Origin of the sequence: Nevskia soli DSM 19509, from assembly GCF_000711955.1 — a bacterium.
GTDB classification, from domain to species: domain Bacteria; phylum Pseudomonadota; class Gammaproteobacteria; order Nevskiales; family Nevskiaceae; genus Nevskia; species Nevskia soli.
On sequence record NZ_KL543999.1, the window covers coordinates 240,989 to 264,639 of the forward strand.

19 protein-coding genes are annotated in these 23,651 nt (G+C 66.0%); 12 read left to right on the top strand and 7 right to left on the bottom strand.

The window, feature by feature from the left end; translation table 11 throughout:
* Positions 1-100 precede the first annotated feature (100 nt).
* From mfd to BP26_RS0125290, 3 genes are all read right to left on the bottom strand, one after another.
* Positions 101-3,544 carry a transcription-repair coupling factor gene (mfd, locus tag BP26_RS0125280; RefSeq protein ID WP_029923330.1) on the bottom strand — a complete coding sequence of 1,148 codons (3,444 nt, stop codon included), beginning with the start codon at positions 3,542-3,544 and terminating at the stop codon, positions 101-103.
* 61 nt (positions 3,545-3,605) lie between these two features.
* Positions 3,606-4,022 carry a type II toxin-antitoxin system VapC family toxin gene (locus tag BP26_RS0125285; protein ID WP_029923331.1) on the bottom strand — a complete coding sequence of 139 codons (417 nt, stop codon included), beginning with the start codon at positions 4,020-4,022 and terminating at the stop codon, positions 3,606-3,608.
* Complete coding sequence (locus BP26_RS0125290) at positions 4,019-4,267, bottom strand: FitA-like ribbon-helix-helix domain-containing protein (RefSeq protein WP_029923332.1); 249 nt, start codon at positions 4,265-4,267, stop codon at positions 4,019-4,021. The genes BP26_RS0125285 and BP26_RS0125290 overlap by 4 nt, the downstream gene beginning before the upstream one ends.
* Before the next feature lie 124 nt (positions 4,268-4,391).
* Between BP26_RS0125290 and BP26_RS0125295 the strand changes: the two genes are divergently transcribed.
* Both BP26_RS0125295 and BP26_RS0125300 read left to right on the top strand, forming a co-directional pair.
* Positions 4,392-4,997 (top strand): TetR/AcrR family transcriptional regulator, encoded by a 606-nt coding sequence (locus BP26_RS0125295; RefSeq protein ID WP_029923333.1) that lies wholly within the window; start codon positions 4,392-4,394, stop codon positions 4,995-4,997.
* Positions 4,994-6,649, top strand: coding sequence for an isovaleryl-CoA dehydrogenase (locus BP26_RS0125300; RefSeq protein WP_029923334.1), 1,656 nt, complete (start codon positions 4,994-4,996; stop codon positions 6,647-6,649). The genes BP26_RS0125295 and BP26_RS0125300 overlap by 4 nt, the downstream gene beginning before the upstream one ends.
* A 194-nt stretch (positions 6,650-6,843) precedes the next feature.
* On the opposite strand, the gene panE is transcribed toward BP26_RS0125300, so the two are convergent.
* Positions 6,844-7,773: a 2-dehydropantoate 2-reductase gene (panE, locus tag BP26_RS0125305; RefSeq protein ID WP_029923335.1), complete on the bottom strand. Its 930-nt coding sequence runs from the start codon at positions 7,771-7,773 to the stop codon at positions 6,844-6,846.
* Between the two features lie 324 nt (positions 7,774-8,097).
* Here panE and rplU point away from each other — a divergent pair, with 324 nt between their 5' ends.
* From rplU to BP26_RS0125335, 6 genes are all read left to right on the top strand, one after another.
* The gene (rplU, locus tag BP26_RS0125310) at positions 8,098-8,412 is read left to right on the top strand and encodes a 50S ribosomal protein L21 (protein WP_029923336.1); all 315 of its coding nucleotides are present in this window, start codon (positions 8,098-8,100) and stop codon (positions 8,410-8,412) included.
* 27 nt (positions 8,413-8,439) lie between these two features.
* Positions 8,440-8,697 (top strand): 50S ribosomal protein L27, encoded by a 258-nt coding sequence (gene rpmA / locus BP26_RS0125315; protein ID WP_029923337.1) that lies wholly within the window; start codon positions 8,440-8,442, stop codon positions 8,695-8,697.
* A gap of 115 nt (positions 8,698-8,812) precedes the next feature.
* Complete coding sequence (cgtA, locus tag BP26_RS0125320) at positions 8,813-9,937, top strand: Obg family GTPase CgtA (protein ID WP_084183446.1); 1,125 nt, start codon at positions 8,813-8,815, stop codon at positions 9,935-9,937.
* Complete coding sequence (gene proB, locus BP26_RS0125325; protein WP_245611893.1) at positions 9,897-11,036, top strand: glutamate 5-kinase; 1,140 nt, start codon at positions 9,897-9,899, stop codon at positions 11,034-11,036. Before cgtA ends, proB begins: the two co-directional genes overlap by 41 nt.
* A gap of 354 nt (positions 11,037-11,390) precedes the next feature.
* Positions 11,391-12,587 carry an efflux RND transporter periplasmic adaptor subunit gene (locus BP26_RS0125330; RefSeq protein WP_157572769.1) on the top strand — a complete coding sequence of 399 codons (1,197 nt, stop codon included), beginning with the start codon at positions 11,391-11,393 and terminating at the stop codon, positions 12,585-12,587.
* 18 nt (positions 12,588-12,605) lie between these two features.
* The gene (locus BP26_RS0125335; RefSeq protein ID WP_029923341.1) at positions 12,606-15,839 is read left to right on the top strand and encodes an efflux RND transporter permease subunit; all 3,234 of its coding nucleotides are present in this window, start codon (positions 12,606-12,608) and stop codon (positions 15,837-15,839) included.
* 163 nt (positions 15,840-16,002) lie between these two features.
* Here BP26_RS0125335 and rpsT read toward each other — a convergent pair whose 3' ends face one another.
* Complete coding sequence (rpsT, locus tag BP26_RS0125340; RefSeq protein ID WP_029923342.1) at positions 16,003-16,266, bottom strand: 30S ribosomal protein S20; 264 nt, start codon at positions 16,264-16,266, stop codon at positions 16,003-16,005.
* Between the two features lie 126 nt (positions 16,267-16,392).
* Here rpsT and murJ point away from each other — a divergent pair, with 126 nt between their 5' ends.
* The 4 genes from murJ (at position 16,393) to lspA (ending at position 22,355) form a co-directional block, all read left to right on the top strand.
* Positions 16,393-17,952 carry a murein biosynthesis integral membrane protein MurJ gene (gene murJ / locus BP26_RS0125345; RefSeq protein WP_029923343.1) on the top strand — a complete coding sequence of 520 codons (1,560 nt, stop codon included), beginning with the start codon at positions 16,393-16,395 and terminating at the stop codon, positions 17,950-17,952.
* Positions 17,953-18,017: 65 nt separating this feature from the next.
* Positions 18,018-18,959: a bifunctional riboflavin kinase/FAD synthetase gene (locus BP26_RS0125350; protein ID WP_029923344.1), complete on the top strand. Its 942-nt coding sequence runs from the start codon at positions 18,018-18,020 to the stop codon at positions 18,957-18,959.
* Between the two features lie 79 nt (positions 18,960-19,038).
* Positions 19,039-21,843 carry an isoleucine--tRNA ligase gene (gene ileS / locus BP26_RS0125355; RefSeq protein WP_051749512.1) on the top strand — a complete coding sequence of 935 codons (2,805 nt, stop codon included), beginning with the start codon at positions 19,039-19,041 and terminating at the stop codon, positions 21,841-21,843.
* Between the two features lie 11 nt (positions 21,844-21,854).
* Complete coding sequence (lspA, locus tag BP26_RS0125360; RefSeq protein WP_036518003.1) at positions 21,855-22,355, top strand: signal peptidase II; 501 nt, start codon at positions 21,855-21,857, stop codon at positions 22,353-22,355.
* A gap of 34 nt (positions 22,356-22,389) precedes the next feature.
* On the opposite strand, the gene BP26_RS0125365 is transcribed toward lspA, so the two are convergent.
* Both BP26_RS0125365 and BP26_RS0125370 read right to left on the bottom strand, forming a co-directional pair.
* A complete protein-coding gene (locus tag BP26_RS0125365; RefSeq protein ID WP_084183448.1) occupies positions 22,390-22,917 on the bottom strand; it encodes a type IV pilin protein in 528 nt (175 codons plus the stop codon).
* A 66-nt stretch (positions 22,918-22,983) separates the two neighbouring features.
* On the bottom strand, positions 22,984-23,538 hold the full coding sequence (locus BP26_RS0125370; RefSeq protein ID WP_029923348.1) for a hypothetical protein: 555 nt from the start codon (positions 23,536-23,538) through the stop codon (positions 22,984-22,986).
* Positions 23,539-23,651 lie beyond the last annotated feature (113 nt).

Here is a 23,651-nt window from a genome sequence, read left to right on the forward strand (position 1 = left end):
AAGCAGCACCCGCTGCGCGGGCACTCGGGGCGAACGGGTTGTATCAAAAGGCTGGTAAGGCGCGCTCACGGGCTTATTGCGCGGCCTATGGTCCGTGACGTCAAGCGGCAAGTCGTGCAAGCAGCGCGGATAGCCCCGGCTGGCGGGCCTTGGGGTCTTCGAATTCCTTGGCGATGATGTTGAGGCGCTTCTGGCCTTCGAGTTTGTAGACCTTGGGCTGGGTCTGGATCAGTTTGATCAGTTTGATCGGTTCGAGTTTGGGCTGCGGGCCGAAATCCAGGGTGGCGGACTTGGCGCCGACGCGGATCTTGACCACGCCGAGTTGTTCGCCCTGCTGGCGCAGGCGCGCGGTTTCGAACAGGTACTCGGCTTGCGGCGGCAGCAGGCCGAAGCGGTCGATCATCTCGACCTTGAGTTCGTCCAGGGCGTGCTCCTCGCGGGTTTCGGCGATGCGCTTGTACAGCACCAGGCGGGTGTGCACATCGGGCACATAGCTTTCCGGAATGAGGGCGGAGACGCCGAGGTCGACTTCGCAGGCGGCGTGGCCGAAGGGAGCGTCCTCGATGCGGCCGGAGCGCAGCGCCTTGACGGCATCCGCCAGCAGTTCCGCATACATGGTGAAGCCGACTTCCTCGATCTGGCCGGACTGGTTCTCGCCCAGCAGTTCGCCGGCACCGCGGATTTCCAGGTCGTGGGTGGCGAGGACGAAGCCGGAGCCGAGTTCGCCGAGCTGTTCGATCGCTTCCAGGCGCCGTTCGGCATCGGGCGAAAGGGCGCGCTTGCTCGGTACCAGCAGGTAGGCGTAGGCGCGGTGGTGGCTGCGGCCGACGCGGCCGCGCAGCTGGTGGAGCTGGGCCAGGCCGAGGTGGTCGGCGCGGTCGATGAGGATGGTGTTGGCGGTCGGCACGTCGATGCCGGACTCGATGATGGTGGTGCAGACCAGGATGTTGAAGCGGCCGTGGTAGAAGTCGAGCATCACCTGCTCGAGTTCACGCTCGCGCATCTGGCCGTGGGCGAAGCGCACGCGGCCCTCCGGCACCAGTTTCTGCAGGTCGGCGGAGAAGCGCTCGATGGTGCGCACTTCGTTGTGCAGCACGTAGATCTGGCCGCCGCGGCGCAGTTCGCGCAGGCAGGCTTCGTAGACCAGGGCGTTGTCCCATTCGGCGACGAAGGTGCGGATGGCCAGGCGCGAGGTCGGCGGGGTGGCGATGATCGACATGTCGCGCAGGCCGGCCAGGCTCATGTTGAGGGTACGCGGAATCGGCGTGGCGGTGAGGGTGAGCAGGTGCACCTCGGCGCGCAGGTTCTTCAGGCGCTCCTTGTGGCGCACGCCGAAGCGGTGCTCCTCGTCGACCACCACCAGACCGAGGTCCTTGAAGCGCACGTCGTCCTGCAACAGGCGGTGGGTGCCGATGACGATGTCGACCTTGCCCTCGCGCAGGTCGTCGAGCAGGGCGGCCTGTTCCTTGGCGGTGCGCAGGCGGGACAGGCCGGCGATGCGCAGCGGCCAGTCGGCGAAGCGGTCGCGGAAATTCTTCTCGTGCTGCTGCACCAACAGGGTGGTGGGCGCCAGCACGCAAACCTGCTTGCCGGCGCGCGCGGCGGTGAAGCAGGCGCGCAGGGCCACCTCGGTCTTGCCGAAGCCGACGTCGCCGCAGACCACGCGGTCCATCGGCTTGGTGCCGGCGAGATCGGCCAGCACGGCGTCGATGGCTTTCTGCTGGTCGATGGTGGGCTGGAACGGGAAGCCTTCGCAGAAGCGGGCATAGTCGGCCTGGTCGAAGCTCATCGGCGTGCCGGGCTTGGCGGCGCGGCGGGCCTGCACCTGCAGCAGTTCGGCGGCGACGTCGGCGGCGCGTTCGCGCGCCTTGGCGGTGGCCTTGGACCAGCGTTCGGAGCCGAGGTTGTGCAGCGGCGCGGCTTCGGTTTCGGCGCCGGTGTAGCGGTGGATCAGATTGAGCGAGGCGACGGGGACGTAGAGCTTGTCGCCGTCGGCGTAGCCCAGCACCAGGTATTCGGCCTCGACGCCGCCGGCGTCGAGTTTCTGCAAGCCGAGGTAGCGGCCGACGCCGTGCTCGATGTGGACCACCGGGGCGCCCGGTTTGAGGTCGTTGAGATCGCGCAGGATGGTTTCGGGATCGCGGATCTTGCCGCGCTTGCGCACCGAGACCGGCGCGCGCTGGCCGAACACCTGGGCCTCGGCGATGAGGGCGATGCCGGCGGCGGCGACGCGGAAGCTGTCCTGCAGCGGGCCGAGGGTGATGCCGTAGCGGTTGCGGTCGGCGACGAAGGCGGACCAGCTGTCATGCACGCGGCTTTGCAGGCCGAGCGGTTTGAGCCAGTCGAGCAGGGCCTCGCGGCGGCCGGCAGATTCGGCCACGAACAGCACGCGGTCGGCGCTGGAAGCGAGGAAGCTGCGCACCGGCTCGGCGCCGGCGGCGAGGATCTCGATGCCGGCATCGGCTTCCAGGCTGATGCCGACTGAGGCGTAGAAGGACAGGCGCTTCTGCGCCAGCCACGGTTCCAGGAACAGGTCGGCGGGCTTCATCAGCGGCCGCTCGATGTTGCCGGAGTAGCGCTCGTGGCGTTCCTCGATCTGCTTCCACTCGGTGGCGAGGGCGGCGGCGATGTCGTCGGCCTCGACCATCAGGCTGCCGGCGGGCAGGTAGTCGAACAGGGTGGCGGTGCCGCCCCCGTCCATGCCCGGGGCGGGGTTGAAGAACAGCGGCAGGTAGGCTTCGATGCCGCCCGGCATCAGCTTCTTGCTTACCTCGGCGTAGACGCGCGAGCGCGCCGGGTCGCCGGGGAAGTACTCGCGGTAACGGCGGCGGAAGGTGTCGATGCCTTCCTTGTCGGTGGGGAATTCGCGCGCCGGCAGCAGGCGGATCTCGTCCACTTTCTCGGTGGAGCGCTGCGTCTCGGGATCGAACTGGCGGATGCTCTCGACTTCGTCGTCGAACAGGTCGAGGCGGTAGGCCACGGCCGAGCCCATCGGGAAGACGTCGATCAGCGCGCCGCGCACGGCGAACTCGCCCTGGGTCTGCACCTCGGACACGCTCTGGTAGCCGGCGGCGACGAGGCGTTCGCGGAAGGCCAGCGGCGGCAGCTTGTCGCCGGCCTGGAGCAGCAGCATGCGGCCGTCGAGCCAGGTGCGCGGCGGCAGGCGTTCGAGCAGGGTGCCGGCGGTGACGATCAGCACGCCGCGGGTCAGTTCGGGCAGGCGGTAGAGGGCGGCGAGGCGGTCGGAGAGGATTTCCTGGTGCGGCGAGAACGGGTCGTAGGGAAGCGTCTCGGTATCCGGGAAATGCGTGACGATCTGCTGCTTGTCGAGGAAGAAGCGCAGTTCCTCTTCCAGGCGGTAGGCGTGCTGCTCGCCGGCGGTGATCGCCACCACCAGGCCGTCGTGGCGCGCGGCCGCCTCGGCGATGGCCAGGGCCATGGCGGGGCCGGGCAGGCCGGACCAATGCGTGCGCGCGCCGGCCGCCGCGGGCAGGGGCAGGGTGCTGAGGACGGGGGCGGTGTCGGACACGGAGGGGGAAACCATGGGGTCGCGGATTATCGCTCCATCGACCGGAGGCTGCCATCCCGGTTCCTTGTACGGGGCTTCATTCCCAGGGATTGACCACCTGGATTGCCAGATCGGCGAAGTGCCGCACGTTGCGGGTGACCAGCATGGCTCGGCGCGCCAGTGCGATTCCGGCGATCTGGGTATCGCGGAAGTCCACCGGGCGGCCGGCAATTTGACGTCGTGCCGCCAGGGCGGCGGCTTCGGCGGCAGCCGCATCGTCGAACGGCAGCACGCGATTTTCCAGATCTTCCTCCAGCAATTGCATGAAGGCGGCCTCCAGGGCCTGGCGTCGCCGTCCAGCGGGCAGCAGGCTCAGGCCGAACCGCGCCTCGAAGACGGTGATGCTGGTGATCCAGACCGATTCGGAGGGTTGCCGGTCCAGCCAGGCGACGACCTTCGGTTCCGGCACAGCCTGCATCAGTGCGGAAAGGACGTTGGTGTCGAGGATGATCAAGCGTTGAAATCCGCCGGCTTCGCGCCCTCGCCATGCAGTTCGGGCAGTTCCGAAGTGAGGCTATCGACGGCAAAGCGGGCGCTGATGCGGCTGCCGAGGCCCGCCTTGGCGCGGACTTCGTCCTTCACCGCGTTGCGCAGGATTTGGCGCACCTCATCCTCCAGGCTGGTGCCGTGGCGGATGGCGCGCTTCTTCAGGCGCTGCTTGACGTCTTCTTCGAGGTTGCGGACGGTGAACTGGGCCATGGACAAACTCCATCACGTTTGTGATATCAAGATATCAAAACGCGGGTGGATTGGGAATGCGGTGACTTGACTTAAACAATGAACAGGAGTTCAATCCTTTAAGAAATGAATTTGGATTCAATCCATGGCCTACCGTGAAACAGCGCAGGTGCGGGCGCGCAAGGATGGGGTGAGGGTGGCCATCCTGGAGGCGGCGCGTGCGCTGGTCGGGCAAGGCGGTTTCCGCGCGGCACAGATGACTGCGGTGGCGGCCGGGGCGGGGGTGGCCACCGGTACCATTTATCGTTATTTCCCGACGCAGATCGAGCTGTTCGCCGAGGTGTTTCGCGACAACTCGCAGCGCGAAGTCGAGGCGATGCTGGCGGCGACCGTGGGGGATGGGAACTGCACGCAGCGCCTGAACCGCGCCCTGGCCATGTTCATCAGCCGCGCGTTGCGCAATCGCCGGCTGGCCTATGCGCTGATCGCCGAGCCGGTGGATCCGCAGGTGGAGGCCGAGCGCCTGCGCTATCGCCAGGCCTATGCGATGGTGCTGGAGAAGCTGGTGCAGGAAGGCATCGTCTCCGGCGAGTTCGCCCCGCAGGACGCCCATGTCACCGCCACCGCCCTGGTGGGCGTGCTGGGCGAGGCCCTGCTTGGGCCTTTGCTGCATTCCGTACCGACGGCGCGCGAGTCCGTCGCCGATTCGATCATTGCACTGTGCCTGCGCGCAGTAGGAGCCAAAGCATGAACCAGCCGCTAAGCAGCAGCTTCATCACCCATGAAGTCAGCAACCAGGCGCCGCCGTTGGCGCCTTACGATGCCTATGCCACCGACCTGCCACTGCGCGAGGCGTTGCTGCGGGAAGGCGGCGGCTGGGCGGAGCCGTCGGTCGCGGCGTTCGGGCCGGTGGCCGGCGGCGAACTGATGCAGCTGGGCTTCCTCGCCAACGAGAACAAGCCGAAGTTCAAGCCTTTCGACCGCTACGGCAACCGCATCGACGAAGTGGAGTTTCACCCGGCGTATCACCGCATCATGGAACTGGGCATTGCCCACGGCATTCCGAGCTTTGCCTGGCGCAATGCGGACAAGGTGGGGGCGCACGTGGCGCGCGCGGCGCTGGCCTATCTGCACGCGGAGCCGGAGCAGGGCAATGGCTGTCCGCTGACCATGACCTATGCCTGCGTGCCGGCGCTGCGCCATGCGCCGGAGCTGGCCAGGGCCTGGCTGCCGCGCATCACTTCGACCGAGTACGACCAGCGTTTCATCCCGGCCTGGGACAAGCGCGGCAACACCATCGGCATGGGCATGACGGAGAAGCAGGGCGGTTCCGACGTGCGTTCCAATACGACCAAGGCTTATCCGGTCGGCAGCCGCGGCACCGGACAGTTATATGAACTGGTCGGGCACAAGTGGTTCTTCTCGGCGCCGATGTGCGATGCCTTCCTGGTGCTGGCGCAGGCCGACGCGGGCATTTCCTGCTTCCTGCTGCCGCGCTTCCGCCTGGACGGCACGCGCAACGCGATCCGCATCCAGCGCCTGAAGGAGAAGCTGGGCGACTGGTCCAACGCCAGTTCGGAGGTGGAGTTCCAGGGCGCGCTGGCCTGGATGGTGGGCGAGGAAGGGCGCGGCGTGGCGACGATCCTGGAGATGGTGGCGCTGACCCGGCAGGACTGCCTGATCGGCTCCAGCGGCATCATGCGCCAGGCGCTGGTGCAGGCGGTGCACCATGCACGCCACCGCAAGGCCTTCGGCAAGTTTCTGGTGGAGCAGCCGCTGATGCAGAACGTGCTGGCCGACCTGGCGCTGGAATCCGAGGCGGCGGTGGCGCTGACCCTGCGCGTGGCGCGGGCGGTGGATGCCACCGGGCGCGATCCGCAAGAGGCGGCGTTCGCGCGCATCGCCACGGCGATCGGCAAATACTGGGTGTGCAAGCGCTGCCCGCCCTTCGTCAACGAGGCGCAGGAGTGCCTGGGCGGGGCGGGTTACGTGGAGGAATCGATCCTGCCGCGACTGTACCGGCAGGCGCCGCTGAATTCGATCTGGGAGGGCAGCGGCAACATCCAGTGCCTGGACGTGCTGCGCGCGCTGGCGCGCGAGCCGGCGACGCGGGAGGCGCTGTTCGCGGAATTCGCCCTGGCCAGGGGCGGGCATCCGGCGCTGGATGCGGAAGTCGTGCGGCTGGCGCGGGACCTGGGGGATACCGATACGCTGGAGCTGCGTTCGCGGTTTCTGGTGGAGCGGATGGCCTTGGCGCTGCAGGCGGCATTGCTGGTGCGCGCGGGGAACCGGCAGGTTGCGGATGCGTTCTGTGAGTCGCGGCTCGGTGGGAGCCATGGGCTGGCGTTCGGGACGCTGCCGGCGCATGCGCCGTTGAAGGCATTGATCGATCGGGCGTTTTAGAAGGCTGGTTGTGAATACTGCGAATGCAGGTCGGATCAAGCGAAGCGGATCCGACAGCGCACTATCCGGCGGCGCATGTCGGTTCCGGGCGCGATGCGCCCTTGAACCGACCTACAGGTGGGCGCCCTCGGCGCGGGGCCGGATCCTTCGCTGCGCAGGATGACCATTGGGTCAGGGCGGCGCTGGCTGGCGGCTCAGCCCTGTCTTGCCTGCCGCGCTTCGTAGGCCTTGACGTGGCAGTAGGCGATTTCCAGCAGGGACGTGAAAACGCCGGCACGTTGGCCGCGGGCGATGAGGTCGCCCAGGATGTGGTCGGCTTCGACGCGGTGGCCGCCTTCGATGTCGCGCAGCATGGAGGCGGTGAAGGTGGAGCCGGCCTTGGTCAGCAGGGTGCGGGTGTCTTCCAGCACGGCGGGTCGCGGGGCGCGGCCGTAAGCGTTGGCGACGGCGGCGCATTCGTCCAGCAATTGCAGCATCAGCTTCTTGCCGATGGGCGCGGCGGCGACGATGTCGCCGATGGCGGCGCGCATCAGGCAGGTCATGCCGGCGAGGCTGGCGAGCATGACCCACTTTTCCCACAGGGCCTGCATCACGTCGCGGCTGGACTTGGCGTCCATGTTGGCGCCCTTGACCAGTTCCTCCAGCTTTTCGATCCGTTCGCTGCGTTCGCCCGAGCGTTCGCCGAAGCGCAGGACGTGCATCGGGCCGAGGTGCTGGATGGCGCCTTTTTCACCCAGGGTGACGGCGATGGAGCAGAGGCCGCCGAGGACGCGCTCGGCGCCGAAGCGGGCGTCGAGGGCGTCGTAGTGCTTGAGGCCGTTGAGCAGGGGCAGGATGGCGGTCTTGCGGCCGACAGCGGGGGCGATGGCCTCGATGGCGCTGTCGAGGTCATAAGCCTTGCAGGCGAGGATGACGAGGTCGAAGGTTTCGAGGAACTCGCCCGGGGCGATGACGCGCGGCTTGAGCCGGGCGTTGCCGACCGGGCTGTGGATCACCAGGCCGGTTTCGGCCAGCTCCGCGGCGCGGCGGCTGCGCACCAGGAAGCTGACGTCGCGGTTGGCTTCGAGCAGCCGGCCGCCGAAGTAGCCGCCGGTGCCGCCGGCGCCCAGGACGAGGGTTCGCATCGGTTCTGTTTCCCTGGCTTGCGCCTGTTGAACGGATCGGCGTTCATTGTAGGGGCAGCGGCTTACGTGGTGGTTCCGGCTCGCGTATTTGACCGTGCCGGGCAGGGTCCGCGGACCACCGGCGCTTCACTGCGCAGGAGTCATGGGGGACTTCAGCTTCAAGTGCCTGATATGTAAAAATATGCGCCCGGTGGCGAATGCCGCCGGTGCGTTGACCGGAGGGTCGGAAGCCGCTAAAATCGCGGATTCACTGACTTAAATTCACTTTTTCTACTTTTTTGGGCGCCCGGTTTCATCCAAAGGCGCATTCGGAGCCGAACAACGATGTACGCCGTTATCAAGACCGGTGGCAAACAGTACCGGGTTGCCCCGGGCGAATCCCTGCAGGTGGAAAGCCTCACCGCGGACGTCGGCTCCGCCTTCACCTTTGAAGAAGTGCTGATGGTCGCCGACGGCGACAGCATCAAGGTCGGGGCCCCGCTGGTGGCTGGCGCGACGGTCAAGGCGGAAATCACCGCCCACGGCCGCGGCGACAAGATCCGCATCATCAAGCACCGTCGCCGCAAGCACTACCACAAAGAGCAGGGCCACCGTCAGAATTTCACGGCGGTCAAGATCACCGAGATCGTCGGCGCCTAAGCCGCGTCGCAGCAGGAGCATTCAGAAATGGCACATAAGAAGGCAGGCGGCAGTACCCGTAACGGCCGCGATTCACAGTCCAAGCGTCTCGGCCTGAAGCATTTCGGCGGCGAGCAGGTCATTGCCGGCAACATCATCGTGCGCCAGCGCGGTACGCGCGTGCACGCCGGCGTCAACGCCGGCCTGGGCAAGGATCACACGATCTACGCCAAGGTCGACGGCAAGGTGGAGTTCCGCGTGCGCGGGCCGAAGAGCCGCACGTTCGTCGACATTGTCACGGCCTAGGCAATCCGGTTTCAAAACAAAGGCCCCTAACGGGGCCTTTGTTTTTGCTTTTGTGTTTATTTGTCCGGGCAGTCCCGACATCGATGTCGGGTAGCCTGGACAGGGACGTTCCATAGTGAAATTCGTTGACGAAGCCACCATCCGTGTCGAAGCCGGCGACGGCGGCAACGGCTGCGTCAGCTTCCGCCGCGAGCGCGCCATCCCCTTCGGTGGCCCGGACGGCGGCGACGGCGGCGACGGTGGCAGCATCTATGCCGTAGCCGACGTCAATCTCAATACCCTGGCGGATTTCCGCTTCAACCGGGTGTTCCGCGCCAAGCGCGGCGAGAACGGCAGCGGTGCCAACTGCCGCGGCGTCAGCGCCGACGAGATGCTGGTGGCGATGCCCCTCGGCACCCTGATCTACGACGTCGAGACCGAAGAGCTGATCGGCGAGCTGACGCATCCCGATCATCGCATCAAGCTGGCCTCGGGCGGCTTCCACGGCCTCGGCAATGCCCGTTTCAAGAGCAGCATCAATCGTTCGCCGCGCAAGGCCACGGCGGGTTCGCTCGGCGAGCAGCGCGACTTGCGGCTGGAGCTGAGCCTGATGGCCGACGTGGGCCTGTTGGGCATGCCCAACGCCGGCAAGTCGACCCTGCTCAGCGCCGTTTCCGCGGCGCGGCCGAAGATCGCCGACTATCCCTTCACCACCCTGTACCCGCAGCCGGGCGTGGTCTCGGTGGGGCTGGCGAAGAGCTTCGTCATGGTCGACATTCCCGGGCTGATCGAAGGTGCCGCCAGCGGCGCCGGTCTGGGCATCCGTTTCCTCAAGCATCTGCAGCGCACGCGCCTGCTGCTGCACCTGGTGGACATCCTGCCGCCCGAGGGCGGCGATATCGTCGAGCGGGTGCGCACCATCAATGCGGAGCTGGCCGAGTTCAGCCCGGAAATGGCGCACAAGGAACAGTGGCTGCTGTTCAACAAGACCGACGTGATGCCCGCGGACGAGGCCAGGGCCCTGTGCGACAAGGCGCTGAAGAAGCTGAAGTGGAAGGGCCGCAGCTACCGCATTTCGGCGGTGGCGCATACCGGCCTGGAGCAGCTGTGCCGCGACGCCATGGACTGGGTGGAGGCGCATGCGCCGCCGCGCGAGGAAGTCAGCAACTTTTCGCCGGATATGTCGGACTCACCAGATTCCTCCGAATCACCGAATAGCCATGCCACCGACACCGATGGATCGGCAGAAACTGAAGAATAGCCGCCGCTGGGTGGTGAAAGTGGGCAGCTCGCTGGTCACGGCGCGCGGCCAGGGGCTGGATCGCGCCGCGATCGCCGACTGGTGCTCGCAGATCGCGACGCTGCGCCAGCAGGGTTACCAGATCGTGCTGGTGTCGTCCGGAGCGGTGGCGGAAGGCATGGCCCGGCTGGGCATGTCCAAGCGCCCGGCGACCCTGCACGGCTTGCAGGCGGCGGCTGCGGTGGGCCAGATGGGCCTGGTGCGGGCCTATGAAACCGCCTTCGGGGAGCACGGCCTGCGCGCGGCGCAGATCCTGTTGACCCACGAAGACGTGTCCGACCGCGGCCGCTACCTGAATGCGCGCGGCACGCTGAATACGCTGCTCGAGCTGGGCGTGGTGCCGGTGGTGAACGAGAACGACACCGTCGCCACCGACGAAATCCGGCTCGGCGACAACGATACGCTGGGCGCGCTGACGGTGAACCTGGTGGAGGCCGAGCTGCTGGTCCTGCTGACCGACCAGGAAGGGCTTTACGATGCAGATCCGCGCGCCAATCCCTCCGCCTTGCTGGTGTCCGAAGCCGAGCTGTCCGATACACGCCTGGCCGGCATGGCCGGGGACAGCAAGGGTGTATTGGGGCGCGGCGGCATGCGGACCAAGCTGACCGCGGCCCACTGGGCGGCGCGTTCCGGGGCGGCCACGGTGATCGCCCATGGACGCACGCCCGATGCCCTGCTGAAAATCGCCCGCGGTGAGGCCATCGGCAGCCTGCTCAAGCCGGCGCAGTCGGTGATGGCGGCGCGCAAGCGCTGGATCGCCGGCCAGTTGCAGGCGCGCGGGCGGCTGAGCCTGGATCCCGGTGCGGTGAAGGTATTGCGGGAGCAGGGACGCAGCCTGCTGCCGGTGGGAGTGACCCGGGTGGAGGGGGATTTCGAGCGCGGCGACCTGGTCATCTGCCTGGATCCGGAGGGACGGGAAGTGGCGCGGGGCCTGGCCAACTACAACACGGCCGAGGCGACGCGCATCCAGGGCGCGCCCAGCGCGGAGATCGGCAAGCGCCTGGGCTACCCCGGCGAACCGGAGCTGATCCACCGCGATAATCTGGTCATTGCCGCGTAACCGCCGGGTAGCTCGACTTAATTCTGAAGATTTAATTCGGGCTTGATTGCGGGGAATCCCGAGGTTTAATCCGGGATGGGGCCGGAGCCTTCCAAGGCTCGTCGGACAGGGGGTTTTTTCCATCGAAATCATGTGCCGGGTGTAAACCCGGCGTTGGTCTGTGCCGTCTAACGACCATGTCGCCATGGCTTTCCGGCGCGTGTGCAAATCCAGATCGACGGGTTGCCGCATCCAAGGAGTAATCAGCTACCTCGGGCGGTCACTTCGGGTGGCCATTTTGAGCGGTCAATCCGGGCGATAGGGCACACGGTACCGGCGCCACTTGGCGTAGGATCTTAGGGGGCAAGGAAACGAATGAGTGCAATGCAGAATGGTCTGGAGCGGCAGGGGCGTTTCAGGCTGTCGGGCAAGCTCGCCGCAATCGCGGTGGTGGTGCTCGCCGGCTGCCTGTGGATTGCGACTTCACGCCATGGGGGCAAGCCGGCTGAGCTGGCCCCGGACGTGCCGGCGCCGATCGAGTTGGCCGCGGCCGATGTCGCCACCGTCAACCTGATGACGCTGAGCCGTTCGCTGCCGGTGTCCGGCTCGCTGTCGCCGCTGGTGCAGACCACGGTCAAGTCCAAGGTGGCCGGCGAAGTGCTGTCGCTGACCGTGCGCGAGGGCCAGGAGGTCAAGCAGGGCGACGTGCTGGCGCGCATCGAGACGCGTTACATCAAGGCCACGCTCGACACCCAGGTGGCGACGCTGCAGAAGGCGCGCGCCGACCTGGCGCTGGCCAAGCTCAACCGCGACAACAGCGATGCGATGCTGAAGGAGCATTTCATTTCGCAGAATGCCTATGACTCGGCGGCCAGCACCTACGAGGCCGACCTCGCCACCATGAAGGCGGCCGAGGCGCAGGTAGCCCTGGCCCAGTTGTCCCTGGACGACGCGGTGGTGCGTGCGCCGATCAGCGGCACGGTGGTCAGCCGCCTGGTGCAGCCGGGCGAGCGCGTCGAGATCGACGGCAGCATCGTGGGCCTGGTCGACCTGTCGCAGATGGAGTTCCAGGCGCTGGCGCCAGCCTCGGAAATCCCCGGGGTGAAGGTGGGGCAGATCGCGCATTTCAAGGTCAGCGGTTTCGGCGACCGCATCTTCGACGGGCGCGTCGAGCGCATCAACCCGATGACTGAACAGGGTTCGCGTTCGATCACGGTCTATCTGTCAGTGCCGAATCCGGACGGCGCGCTCAAAGGCGGCATGTTCGGTCAAGGCATGCTGGTGCTGGACAAGAATGCGCCGGCGCCGACCATTCCCGCCGCCGCGGTGCGCAGCGAGGCCGGCCTGCCGTACGTGCTGGTGTTCGCCGAGGGCAAGCTGTACAAGCGGTCGATCACGCCGGGCCTGACTTCGGAGGATGGCGGCTCGGTGGAAGTGCGTGATGGCCTCAAGCCGGGCGAGCAGGTGCTGCTGGCCAAGCTCGACGACTTCAAGGACGGCGCGCCCGCGGTGTTGAAGAGCGCAGCGGAGGCGCCGAAAGACGCCGCTGCCACCCCCGCGGCAAAGAACTAGGCCGGCCGGGGAACGATCATGTGGATCACCAAGACCAGCATCAACCAGCCGGTATTCGCCACCATGGTGATGGTGGCCCTGCTGGTGCTCGGCGTATCGTCCTACCTGCGCCTGCCGGTGGAGCAGATGCCGGATGTGGCCAATCCGACGGTCAGCCTGCAAGTGGAATATCCGGGCGCCTCGCCGGAGGCCCTGGAAAACGACGTCATCAAGCCGATCGAGACCCAGATCAATTCGGTCGACGGCGTCCATCGCATCTACGCCACCATGCGCGAAGGCACCGCCTTCATGCAGATCGAGTTCCGCCTCGACACCAATGTCGACGTTGCGACCCAAGAGGTGCGCGACAAGATCGCGCAGATCCGCTCGACCTTCCCGCGCGACGTGAAGGACCCGCAGGTGTCGCGGGCCAACAATGACCAGAACCAGCAGCCGATCATCAATATCGACGTCTACTCCGATACGCGCAGCCTGCGCGAGGTGTCGACGCTGACCGATCAGATCATCGTCAAGCGGCTGCAGAACGCGCCGGGTGTCGGCAACATCCAGACCACCGGTGAAACGGTGCGCCAGGTGCAGATCTATCTGAAGCCGGAGCAGTTGAACAGCTACCGCATCAGCGTCAACCAGGTGACGCAGGCGATCATCGACGCCAACCAGGATCTGCCGGCCGGCAGCATCATCCGCGGCCCCAAGGAAACCCAGGTGCGGGTGGACGGGCGCATGAAGAACCCGGCGGACTTCGGACGCATCATCGTCGCCATGCAGGGCGGCGCGGTATACCTGCAGCAGGCGGGCATTCCGATCTACCTGGATCAGGTCGCCGACGTGGTGGATGGCGACGCCGAGGAAACCTCGCTGGCCCGCGTCAACGGCAAGCGCGCGGTTTCGCTGCAAATCTTCAAGGTGCAGAACTCCAACATCGTCATGGTCGGCGACGGTGTGCAGGCGGCGATCGAGGATCTGCGCAAACGGCTGCCGTCGGACGTGCACCTGGAGGTCATGTATTCAAATGCGGAGGGTCTCAAGGCGCAGCTGTCGGGGGTGAAGCAAACCATCCTCGAGGGTGCGCTGCTGACCGTGGTGATCGTGTTCGTGTTCCTGCACTCTTGGCGCTCGACCGTCATTACCGGTCTGACCCTGCCGATCTCGGTGATCACCACCTTCATCGTGCTGCATGCCTTCGGCTTCACGCTGAATTTCATCACCTTGATGGCGCTGTCCTTGTGCATAGGCTTGCTTATCGATGATGCCATCGTGGTGCGCGAGAACATCGTGCGGCATCTGCACATGGGCAAGAGCCACTTGCAGGCCGCGCGCGACGGCACCGAGGAAATCGGCCTGGCGGTGATGGCCACGACCTTCGCCATCCTGGCGGTGTTTGTGCCGGTGGCCTTCATGAACGGCATCATCGGCCGTTATTTCTACCAGTTCGGCATCACGGTAGCGGTGGCTGTGCTGGTGTCGCTGTTCGTCAGCTTCACGCTCGATCCGATGCTGTCCTCGCTGTGGCGCGACCCGGTGCAGGGACGCTTCAAGTGGATGCCGTGGCTGGGCCGGGCGCTGGATCGCGTCGAGCTGGGCGTGGACTGGCTGCATCGCGTTTATGGGCGGCTGATGGCCTGGAGCCTGGATGCGCGGCGGCGGCGGGTCTGGCTGCCGATATTCGGCATCGTTCATGCGGTGCGCACCCTGAACTGGCGCCAGCTCGGCACGATCAGCAATCGCGGTATCGTGCTGTGGATTGCGGGTGCGACCTTCTTCGGCAGCTTTTTCCTGGCCGGCATGGTGGGCACCGAGTTCATTCCGAACACCGACGACAGCTATATCACCCTGCGCCTGAACACGGCGATCGGTTCCAGCCTGGAGTACACCGACGCCAAGGCGCACCAGGTGGAGGACGCGCTCAAAGCCTTCCCTGAAATCACTGCGATGGAAGCCAACGTCGGCACCGACGAGGGCAAGAACTACGCGCGCATCAACCTGCGCCTCAGCGATCCGGTGAAGACGCATCGCCGCTCGCAGAAAGAGGTGGAAAAGGCCATTCGCGCACGCATCGCGACCATGGCGGGGATCAGCCTGTCGGTGGGCTTCAACAAGCCGATCTTCGTCTCCATCCTCGGGCCGGACGCGAGCAAGCTGACCGAGATTTCGCAAAACCTGTTGAAGCAGATGGCGAAGATCCCGGGCATCGCCGACCTGGAAAGCAGCGAGCAGGGCAACAATCCGACCATCTCGGTGCGCATCAACCGCGAGCTGGCCAGCGACCTGGGACTGACCAATGCCTTGATCGGCAACGCGCTTCGGCCGCTGATCGCCGGCAGCCAGATCAGCCACTGGCTGGGGCCGGACGGGCAGGACTACGACGTGATCGTGCAATTGCCCAAGGGTGACCGGCAGATTACCTCGGACCTGGGCGGCCTCTACATGACCGGTACACGCCTGAATGCCGACGGTACGCAGATGCTGGTGCCGCTGCGGCAGGTGGCGACTTTTGTCGAGACCACGGCGCCGCAGCAGCTCAAGCGCCTGAATCTGCAGCGCCGCGTCTCGTTGTATGCAAATGCCGAAGGCCGACCGTCGGGCGACGTGGGCTCCGACGTCGAGAAGCTGATGGCCAAGATGAAGCTGCCGCCGGGCTACCGCTTCGACAATGGCGGCCAGCAGCAGGACATGAACGACGCGATGCAGGCGGCGCTGGCGGCGCTGGGGCTGGCGGTGGTTTTCATCTACCTGATCCTGGCTTCGCAGTTCGGCAGCTTCCTGCAGCCGCTGGCGATCATGGCCTCGCTGCCGTTGTCGCTCTCCGGTGTGATCATTGCCCTGCTGATCACCCATACCACGCTGAACCTGTTCTCGATGATCGGCTTCATCATGCTGATGGGCCTGGTGACCAAGAACGCGATCCTGCTGGTGGATTTCGCCAACCAGGGCATCCGCGCCGGCAAGCCGCCGCGCGAGGCGCTGCTGGAAGCCGGGCAGGTGCGTTTGCGGCCGATCCTGATGACGACCATGGCGATGATCTTCGGCATGCTGCCGATGGCCATCGGCGCCGGCAACGGCGGCGAACTGCTGTCGCCGATGGGGCGGGCGGTGATCGGCGGCATTGTCACGTCCACGCTGCTGACGCTGGTGGTGGTGCCGGTGCTTTACACCTTCGTCTTCGCGCTGGCGGAGAAGGTCAAGGGCTGGTTCGGCACGCCGGCGGATGATGGGCACGGTGGCGACCGGGATGTCCTGGCGGCCAAGTAGCCTCGCCGGAGCGGGTGACAGTATCGTCCCGGATACAATAAAGCTGCGGCCTAAGGCCGCGGTTTTATTTGGGAATATTCACTCGGATCGCTCGAATTGCGGGCCCGGATCATGGGCAATAAAAAAGGGGCCATAGGCCCCTTTTTTCACAGCTGCAAGCAGATCAGGCCAGGGCCTTGATGTGCGCAACCAGGCGGCTCTTGTGGCGAGCGGCCTTGTTCTTGTGGATCATGCCGCGGTTGGCATAACGATCCAGCACCGGCACCATTTCCTTGTAGGCGGTCTCGGCGGCGGCCTTGTCCTTGGACTCGACGGCCTTCACCACCTTCTTGATCGTGCTGCGCAGCATGGACCGCTGGCTGGCATTGCGCTCACGGTGCTTATCGGACTGACGAGCGCGCTTGCGCGCCTGAAGGGTATTGGCCAAAGGAAAACTCCAAGAAAATTCAATTAACGGGGTGGATCAAAGTCGCGTAGTATCTGCGCTATACCGATTTCTGTCAATTGCCGGGCCTATCCGCGGCCAGCGTAAACGCCAACAAAATCAAGGCGAATGTCCAAAGGTCTGTTTAGATCCACCAGCGTCGTCAGCGCGCTGACCCTGCTCTCCCGCATTCTTGGCCTGGTCCGCGACGTGACCCTCGCGGCGGCCTTCGGCGGCGCCCGGCTGGATGCCTTCTTCTTCGCCCAGATGATTCCCAACCTGGGTCGGCGCATGTTCGCCGAGGGGGCATTTTCGCAGGCCTTCATTCCCGTTTTCACCGAAACCAAGACACACCAGCCGCACGAGGATGTGCGCGACCTGACGGCGGTGGTGATGGGCACGCTGGGCGGGGTGCTGGCGATCATCACGGTGATCGGCTGCGTGGCGGCGCCGCTGCTGGTGTGGCTGCTGGCGCCGGGCTTCAAGCACGATGCGGTGCAATCGGCGCTGGGCACCGACCTGTTGCGCTGGACTTTTCCCTACCTGATGTTCATCTCGCTGACCTCGATGGTGGGCAGCGTGCTGAACATGTACGGGCAGTTCGCGGTGCCGGCATTCACGCCGGTGATTCTCAACCTGTGCATCATCGGCGCGGCGTTCATGGTGCCGGACTCCGACCCGCGCGCGGTGTACATGCTGGCCTACGCGGTGTTCGCGGCCGGCATCCTGCAGTTCCTGTTCCAGTTGCCCTGGCTGGCGCGCCTGCGCCTGATGGGGTGGCCGCGCTGGGGCTGGAACGAGCCGCAGGTGCGGCGCATCGTCAAGCTGATGCTGCCGGTGATGGTCGGGTCCTCGGTGGCGCAGGTCAGCCTGTTGCTCAATACCAGCCTGGCTACCCTGGTCGGCACCGGGGCGGTGAGCTGGCTCAATTTCGGCAGCCGGCTGATGGAGTTCCCCAACGGCATTTTCAGCATCGCGGTGGGAACGGTGATCCTGCCATCACTGTCGGCCCACCATACGCAGCGTTCGCCGCAGCAGTTCTCGGAGATCCTCGACTGGGGTTTGCGGGTCATGCTGCTGCTGGGCGTGCCCTCGGCGGTCGGGCTGGTGGTGCTGGGCGGCCCGTTGGTGGCGACGATTTTCGGTCACGGCCAGTTCAACGCCGAAGATGTGCGCATGACCACCTACGTGGTCTGGGCTTACGGGCTTGGCTTCATGGGGTTCGCCCTGGTCAAGGTGCTGCTGCCGGGTTTCTATGCGCGGCAGGAAACCCGCCTGCCGGTACGCTACGCCATGATCGGCCTGTTCGTCGGCATGGCCGCCAGTCTGTCGTTGTTCGTGCTGGCGCGCTGGTTGCACTTCGGCGCGGCGCACGTGGTGCTGGCCTTCTCCACTTCGCTGACGGCCTGGATCAATTCGATGCTGCTGCTGCGCCGCCTGCGCCGGGACGGCATCTACCTGCCGGCGGCCGGCTGGGCGGCGTTTTCCCTGCGCTTGCTGCTGGCCAGCCTGGCGATGGCTGCCCTGCTGCTCTACATGCAGGGCAGCCTGGACAGCTGGATGGCCCTGGACAAGTGGGCGCGGGCGCTGCGCATCACGGTGATCGTGCTGGCGGCGGCGGCGGTGTATTTCGCCGTGCTGGGGCTGTGCGGGCTGCGGCCGCGGCATTTCCGGCCGGCGCGGGGCTGAAATCAGCCTCGGCCGTGCGTAAAGCTTTATAATTTCGCTCTTTTTCCAAACCGACTCCGCTGAAAATGGAGCTGATCCGCGGCCTGCACAATCTGGCGCCTCGCCATCGCGGCTGCGTGGTTTCGATCGGCAATTTCGACGGCCTGCACCTGGGCCACCAGGCCTTGATCGGGCGTCTGCTGGCCTTATCGAAGGAGCATGGCTTGCCGTCGACGGTAATGGTGTTCGAGCCGACACCGCGTGAGTTCTTCTCGCCGGATACGGCGCCGCCGCGCATTACCGGGTTTCGCGGCAAGCTGCGCCTGCTGCAGCGGGCTGGCATCGACCGGGTGCTGTTGCTGCGCTTCGATCGCCGCTTGGCCAATCTGGAAGCGGCGGATTTCGTGCAGCGGATCCTGGTGGACGGACTCGGCGCGCGGGCGGTGGTGGTCGGCGACGATTTCCGCTTCGGGCACAAGCGCGGCGGCGATGTGGCGCTGCTGGAGCGGATGGGTGCCGCCGCTGGATTCAGTGTGGACGGGCTGGGCTGCGTGAAGGCGGGTGAATTGCGTTACAGCTCCACCGCGGTGCGCAACGCGTTGGCCCTGCCGGACCTGGCCCAGGCGGAGCATCTGTTGGGGCGGCGTTACCGGGTGATCGGGCGGGTACGCCGCGGCCTGCAGCTGGGCCGCAAGCTGGGCATGCCGACGGCGAATCTGATGATGCGGCACAAGCCGGCGCTGGCCCACGGCGTCTACGCGGTGAAGGCCTACTGGCCGGGCTGCCCCGAAGGCGCGCCCGGCGTGGCGAGCCTGGGGGTGCGGCCGACGCTGGGCATGACGGCCTGCCTGCTGGAAACGCATGTATTCGGCGGCCCGCTGGAGCTGTACGGTGTGGAGATGGAAATCGAGCTGTGGGCGTATCTGCGCCCGCAGCTGCGCTTCGACTCGCTCGACGCGCTGGCGGCGCAGATGCAGGCCGACGGCGAGGAAGCGCGCAAATTTTTGGCTGTTCATAACGGATCGTGATGTGAACGACGAAGCGAAGACCAAGGACGAGGCGGTCGACTACAAGAAGACCCTCAACCTGCCGCAGACGGCATTCCCGATGCAGGCCAACCTGGCGCAGCGCGAGCCGCAGATGCTGGCGCGCTGGGAGTCCGAGAAGCTGTACGAGCAGGTGCAGGCGGCCAGCCGCGGGCGCAAGCTGTACTGGTTCGTCGACGGGCCGCCGTATGCCAATGGCGACATTCACCTGGGCCATGCGGTCAATAAGACGCTGAAGGACATGGTGGTGAAGGCGGCGCGCCTGGATGGCCACGATGCGGCCTTCGTGCCCGGCTGGGACTGCCACGGCCTGCCGATCGAGCTGCAGGTGGAAAAGAAATTCGGCAAGGTGGGGCAGAAGCTCGACGCCGCCGCGTTCCGCGCCAAATGCCGTGAATACGCGCTGGAGCAGATCGATCGCCAGCGCAAGGATTTCAAGCGCCTGGGCGTGCTGGCCGACTGGGACAAGCCGTACCTGACGATGCAGCCGGCCTACGAGGCCGAGCAGCTGCGGGTGCTGGCGCGCATCGTCGAGAACGGGCATGTGGTGCGCGGCTTCAAGCCGGTGCACTGGTGCCTGGATTGCGGCTCCTCGCTGGCCGAGGCCGAGGTGGAGTACCAGGACAAGCAGTCGCTGGCGATCGACGTGCGCTTCATGGCGGTCGATCCCGCGGAGCTTTCAAAGCGCTTTGGTTTGAGTGACGCGGTGCCCGCGGGCCTGGTGATCTGGACCACCACGCCGTGGACGCTGCCGGCGAACCAGGCGATCAGTGCGAATCCCGAGCTGGACTACGTTCTGGCGGAGATGGGGGAATTCGGGCGCCTGGTTTTGGCCGAAGGGCTGCTGGAAGCGGCCGCGCAGCGTTATGGCGTGAGCCCGAAAATCCTCGGCCGGGCCAAGGGCGCGGCGCTGGAGGGATTGAAGGCGCAGCATCCGTTTGCCGGGCGGCAGGTGCCGGTGATCCTGGGCGATCATGTGACGCTCGATGCCGGTACCGGACTGGTACACACTGCGCCGGCGCACGGCGTGGACGACTACGTGGTGGGCAAGAAGTACGGCCTGCCGGTGGACAATCCCGTCGCCTCCGACGGCAAGTTCGTCGACGGCACGCCGGTGGTGGCGGGCCTGCACGTGCGCAAGGCCGAGGAGCCGATCATCGAGGCCCTGCGCGGCAGCGGCGCGCTGGTGCATCTGGCGAAGATCACGCACAGCTACCCGCATTGCTGGCGCCACAAGACGCCGCTGATCTTCCGCGCCACGCCGCAGTGGTTCGTGTCGATGGACGAGAAGGGCTTGCGCGCGCGGACGGTGGAAGAGATCGGCCGTACCCGCTGGATTCCCGGCTGGGGCGAGGAGCGCATCCGCGAGATGGTGGCGGGGCGCCCGGACTGGTGCATCTCGCGCCAGCGTTTCTGGGGCGTGCCGCTGGCCGTGTTCGTGCACCGGCAGACGCAGACCCTGCATCCGCAGACGCCGGCGCTGCTGCAGCGCGTGGCCGCCAAGGTGGAGCAGGAAGGCCTGGAAGCCTGGTTCGGTTCCAGCGTGAGCGACTGGCTGGACGCGGACGCGGGCGAGTACGACAAGTGCCCGGATACGCTGGACGTGTGGTTCGATTCCGGCTCGGCGCACCAGTGCGCCTTCGTGTCGACCAATCCACAGGCCCTGGGCCCGGATGGCCTGGCGCCGCAGGCGGACATGTACCTGGAGGGCTCGGACCAGCATCGCGGCTGGTTCCAGTCGAGCCTGCTGACCTCGGTGGCGATGCGCGGGCGGGCGCCTTACAAGGCGGTGCTGACCCACGGCTTCACCGTGGACGAGCAGGGCCGCAAGATGTCGAAGTCGATGGGCAACGGCATCGAACCGCAACAGATCTCCAAGACGCTGGGCGCGGACGTGCTGCGGCTGTGGGTCTCGGCCAGCGACTACAGCGGCGAGATCACGCTGTCCGACAACCTGCTCAAGCGTATCGCCGATGCCTACCGGCGCATCCGCAATACGGCGCGTTTCCTGTTGAGCAACCTCGACGGTTTCGAGCCGGCGCGCGATGCGGTGCCGGTGGAGCAGATGGTGGCGCTCGATGTGTGGGCGCTGGACAGTGCGCGCAAGCTGCAGGACGAGATCGCGGTGGCGTATCGCGATGCGCAGTTCCATCAGGTTTACCAGAAGCTGCACAACTACTGCGTGGTCGACCTGGGCGGCCTGTACCTGGATGTGCTGAAGGACCGCCTGTACACCATGCCGGCGCGGAGCCTGGCGCGACGTTCCGCGCAGACGGCGATGTATCACATCGTCGAGGCGCTGGTGCGCTGGATCGCGCCGATCCTGTCGTTCACCGCGGACGAGATCTGGCGGCTGCTGCCCGGCGAGCGCGCGGCGGCCGGCGCGTCGGTGTTCGCGCAGACCTGGCATGTGTTCCCGGAGATGGCTGCGGCGCCGGCGGTGGCGGACGCACACTGGCCGCAGCTGCTGGCGGTGCGCGAGGCGGTGAAGAAGGTGCTGGAGGATTTGCGCGGGCGGGAATTGATCGGCTCGGCGCTGGATGCCGAACTGACCCTGTACGCTGACGGGCAGGTCTACGAGGCGCTGGCGGCGGTCGGATCGGAATTGCGCTTCTGGTTCATCACCTCGGATGCCCGGGTGGCGCCGCTGGCGCAGAAGGCCGCGGATGCCGTGGAAGTGCAGCTGGATACGGCGGGTTCCGCCGGCGAGGTGGTATGGATCGCGGCGCAGGCGACCACGGCGGAGAAGTGCGGCCGTTGCTGGCAGCGGCGGCCGGACGTCGGCCAGCATGCCGGGCACGCCCAGCTGTGCGGGCGTTGTGTCGAAAACATCTCGGGCGCCGGTGAGCGGCGCCTGTACATCTAGGAACGATCGAAATGCGTTCGAACAATATTCACTGGCTGTGGCTGTCCGCCGGGGTGATTCTGGCCGATCAGTTGAGCAAGCTGGTGGTGGTGCGCAAGCTGGCCTATCTGCAGGAGGTGCCGCTGTTGCCGCACCTCAATTTCAAGCATATGCAGAATACCGGTGCGGCGTTTTCGATGTTCAACACCGCCCCCGCAGCCGTGTTCATCCTGCTTTGCGCGGTGGTCAGCGTGGCGATCCTGATCTGGCTGCGGCGGCATCCGCACGACCAGACGCTGGTGGCGGCGGCTTTCACCCTGATCCTGGGCGGGGCGCTGGGCAATGCGACCGACCGGGCCATGCGCGGTTCGGTGGTCGACTTCATCGACTTCTATGTGGGTAACTGGCACTTCGCCGCGTTCAACCTGGCGGATAGCGCTATTACGCTGGGGGCCGGCTTGCTGATTCTGGATATGTTGCTGGAGCAGTTCCGCGGCCGTAAGGCGGCGCCTGGACCCGGTAACGCGGGGTAGGAAGCAGGTTGGCCGGGAAAATGGTGGGCGACCGTTACTTTTTTTCCCAACAGGCCGCTTCGCCCTGCAGGCCGGTGGCGCCAACCTGGCCGGTGGAAGCGAGGCTGAGGGTACCGCAGCCCGCTTCCTTGACCTGTTCGTTCACGGGTTCGGCGGTGATCAGGTAGTAGGCGCCGGTATCGCTCGGGCCGCCAGCGGCTGAGGACGGTGCGCCCAGGGGGGCGCCCAGCTTGACGCTGACGCGGTAAATCGAATCCCGGGTGGCGCTTGCGGCGATGGCGCCATCCTTGGTCAGGTAGATTGCCGAGAGGGCCGAGTCCACCGGATAGCCGAGCTGGCTCAGTGTGGCGTAGGTCTTGTGTTCCGCGAACCACTGCGATTCCTGGTGCGCAATCTGCTTCAGGGAGGCCTGCGCGATCGTCAGCTTGCCCTGCCTGCCGTATTTGAGGAAAGCCGGTAGCCCGAAGGCAGCGAGCAGGGCGAGAATCACCAGCACGATGAGTATTTCGGTCAAGGTGAAGCCGCGCAGCCGGGAATACCGTCTAGCCTGGTGCAAATTCATTGTGAAATCCCTGAGAGCCTACTTTGTGGAGCATAGGCTATACCAGCCGCAGCCGGAAAGCGCGGGTCAGGGACGGCGGTGCACCTTTGGCGCGGGTCCCCAGCATTTTTCAACGCTGGCGCTCCCGCTTACGCCTTTTTGTCCCGACGAACTCAGGCACAGCCGCGCGCACTGGATGTCGATGCGCTGGGTCTGGATCGGCTCGGCCACCAGGATGAAGCCAGTCTGTGCATCGTCGGCGACCAGGCCGCAGCTCTGCGCGGATGGTTCAGTCGGATAGGACAGGCTGATGCGATAGATGGAGTTGATGTTGGCGCTGCCGCCGACATTGCCGTCGGAGGAGACATAGACGGCCGGTGTCTCATAGCCCAGGCTTTCCAGCGTCAGCAGGCGTACCGCGGGATGGAGTGCCTGCCACTCGCCGTAATGCAGGGATGCCTCCATCAGCACGTTTTTGGCGAGCTTGCTGTGCTCGCGGATGGTGTAGTCGCGGTACGCCGGCAGCAGGGTGGCCGTCAGGATTCCGGCGAGCAGGAACAGGATGAGCAGGGTCAGCGGGGCGGATTCGCCGGCGAAGCGGCGGCGAAAGCGTCCGTGGAATATGGGGGGGCGCTGAGCCATGCTATGGATCGCTTGGTTCCATATTGATCGGTTTCTTGGCCCTTGCAATCGATGTTGAGCGGCGATCCCTGGGGCTGGTAGCCCGCTGCTCCGACCCCGAATCCCACGCGCTT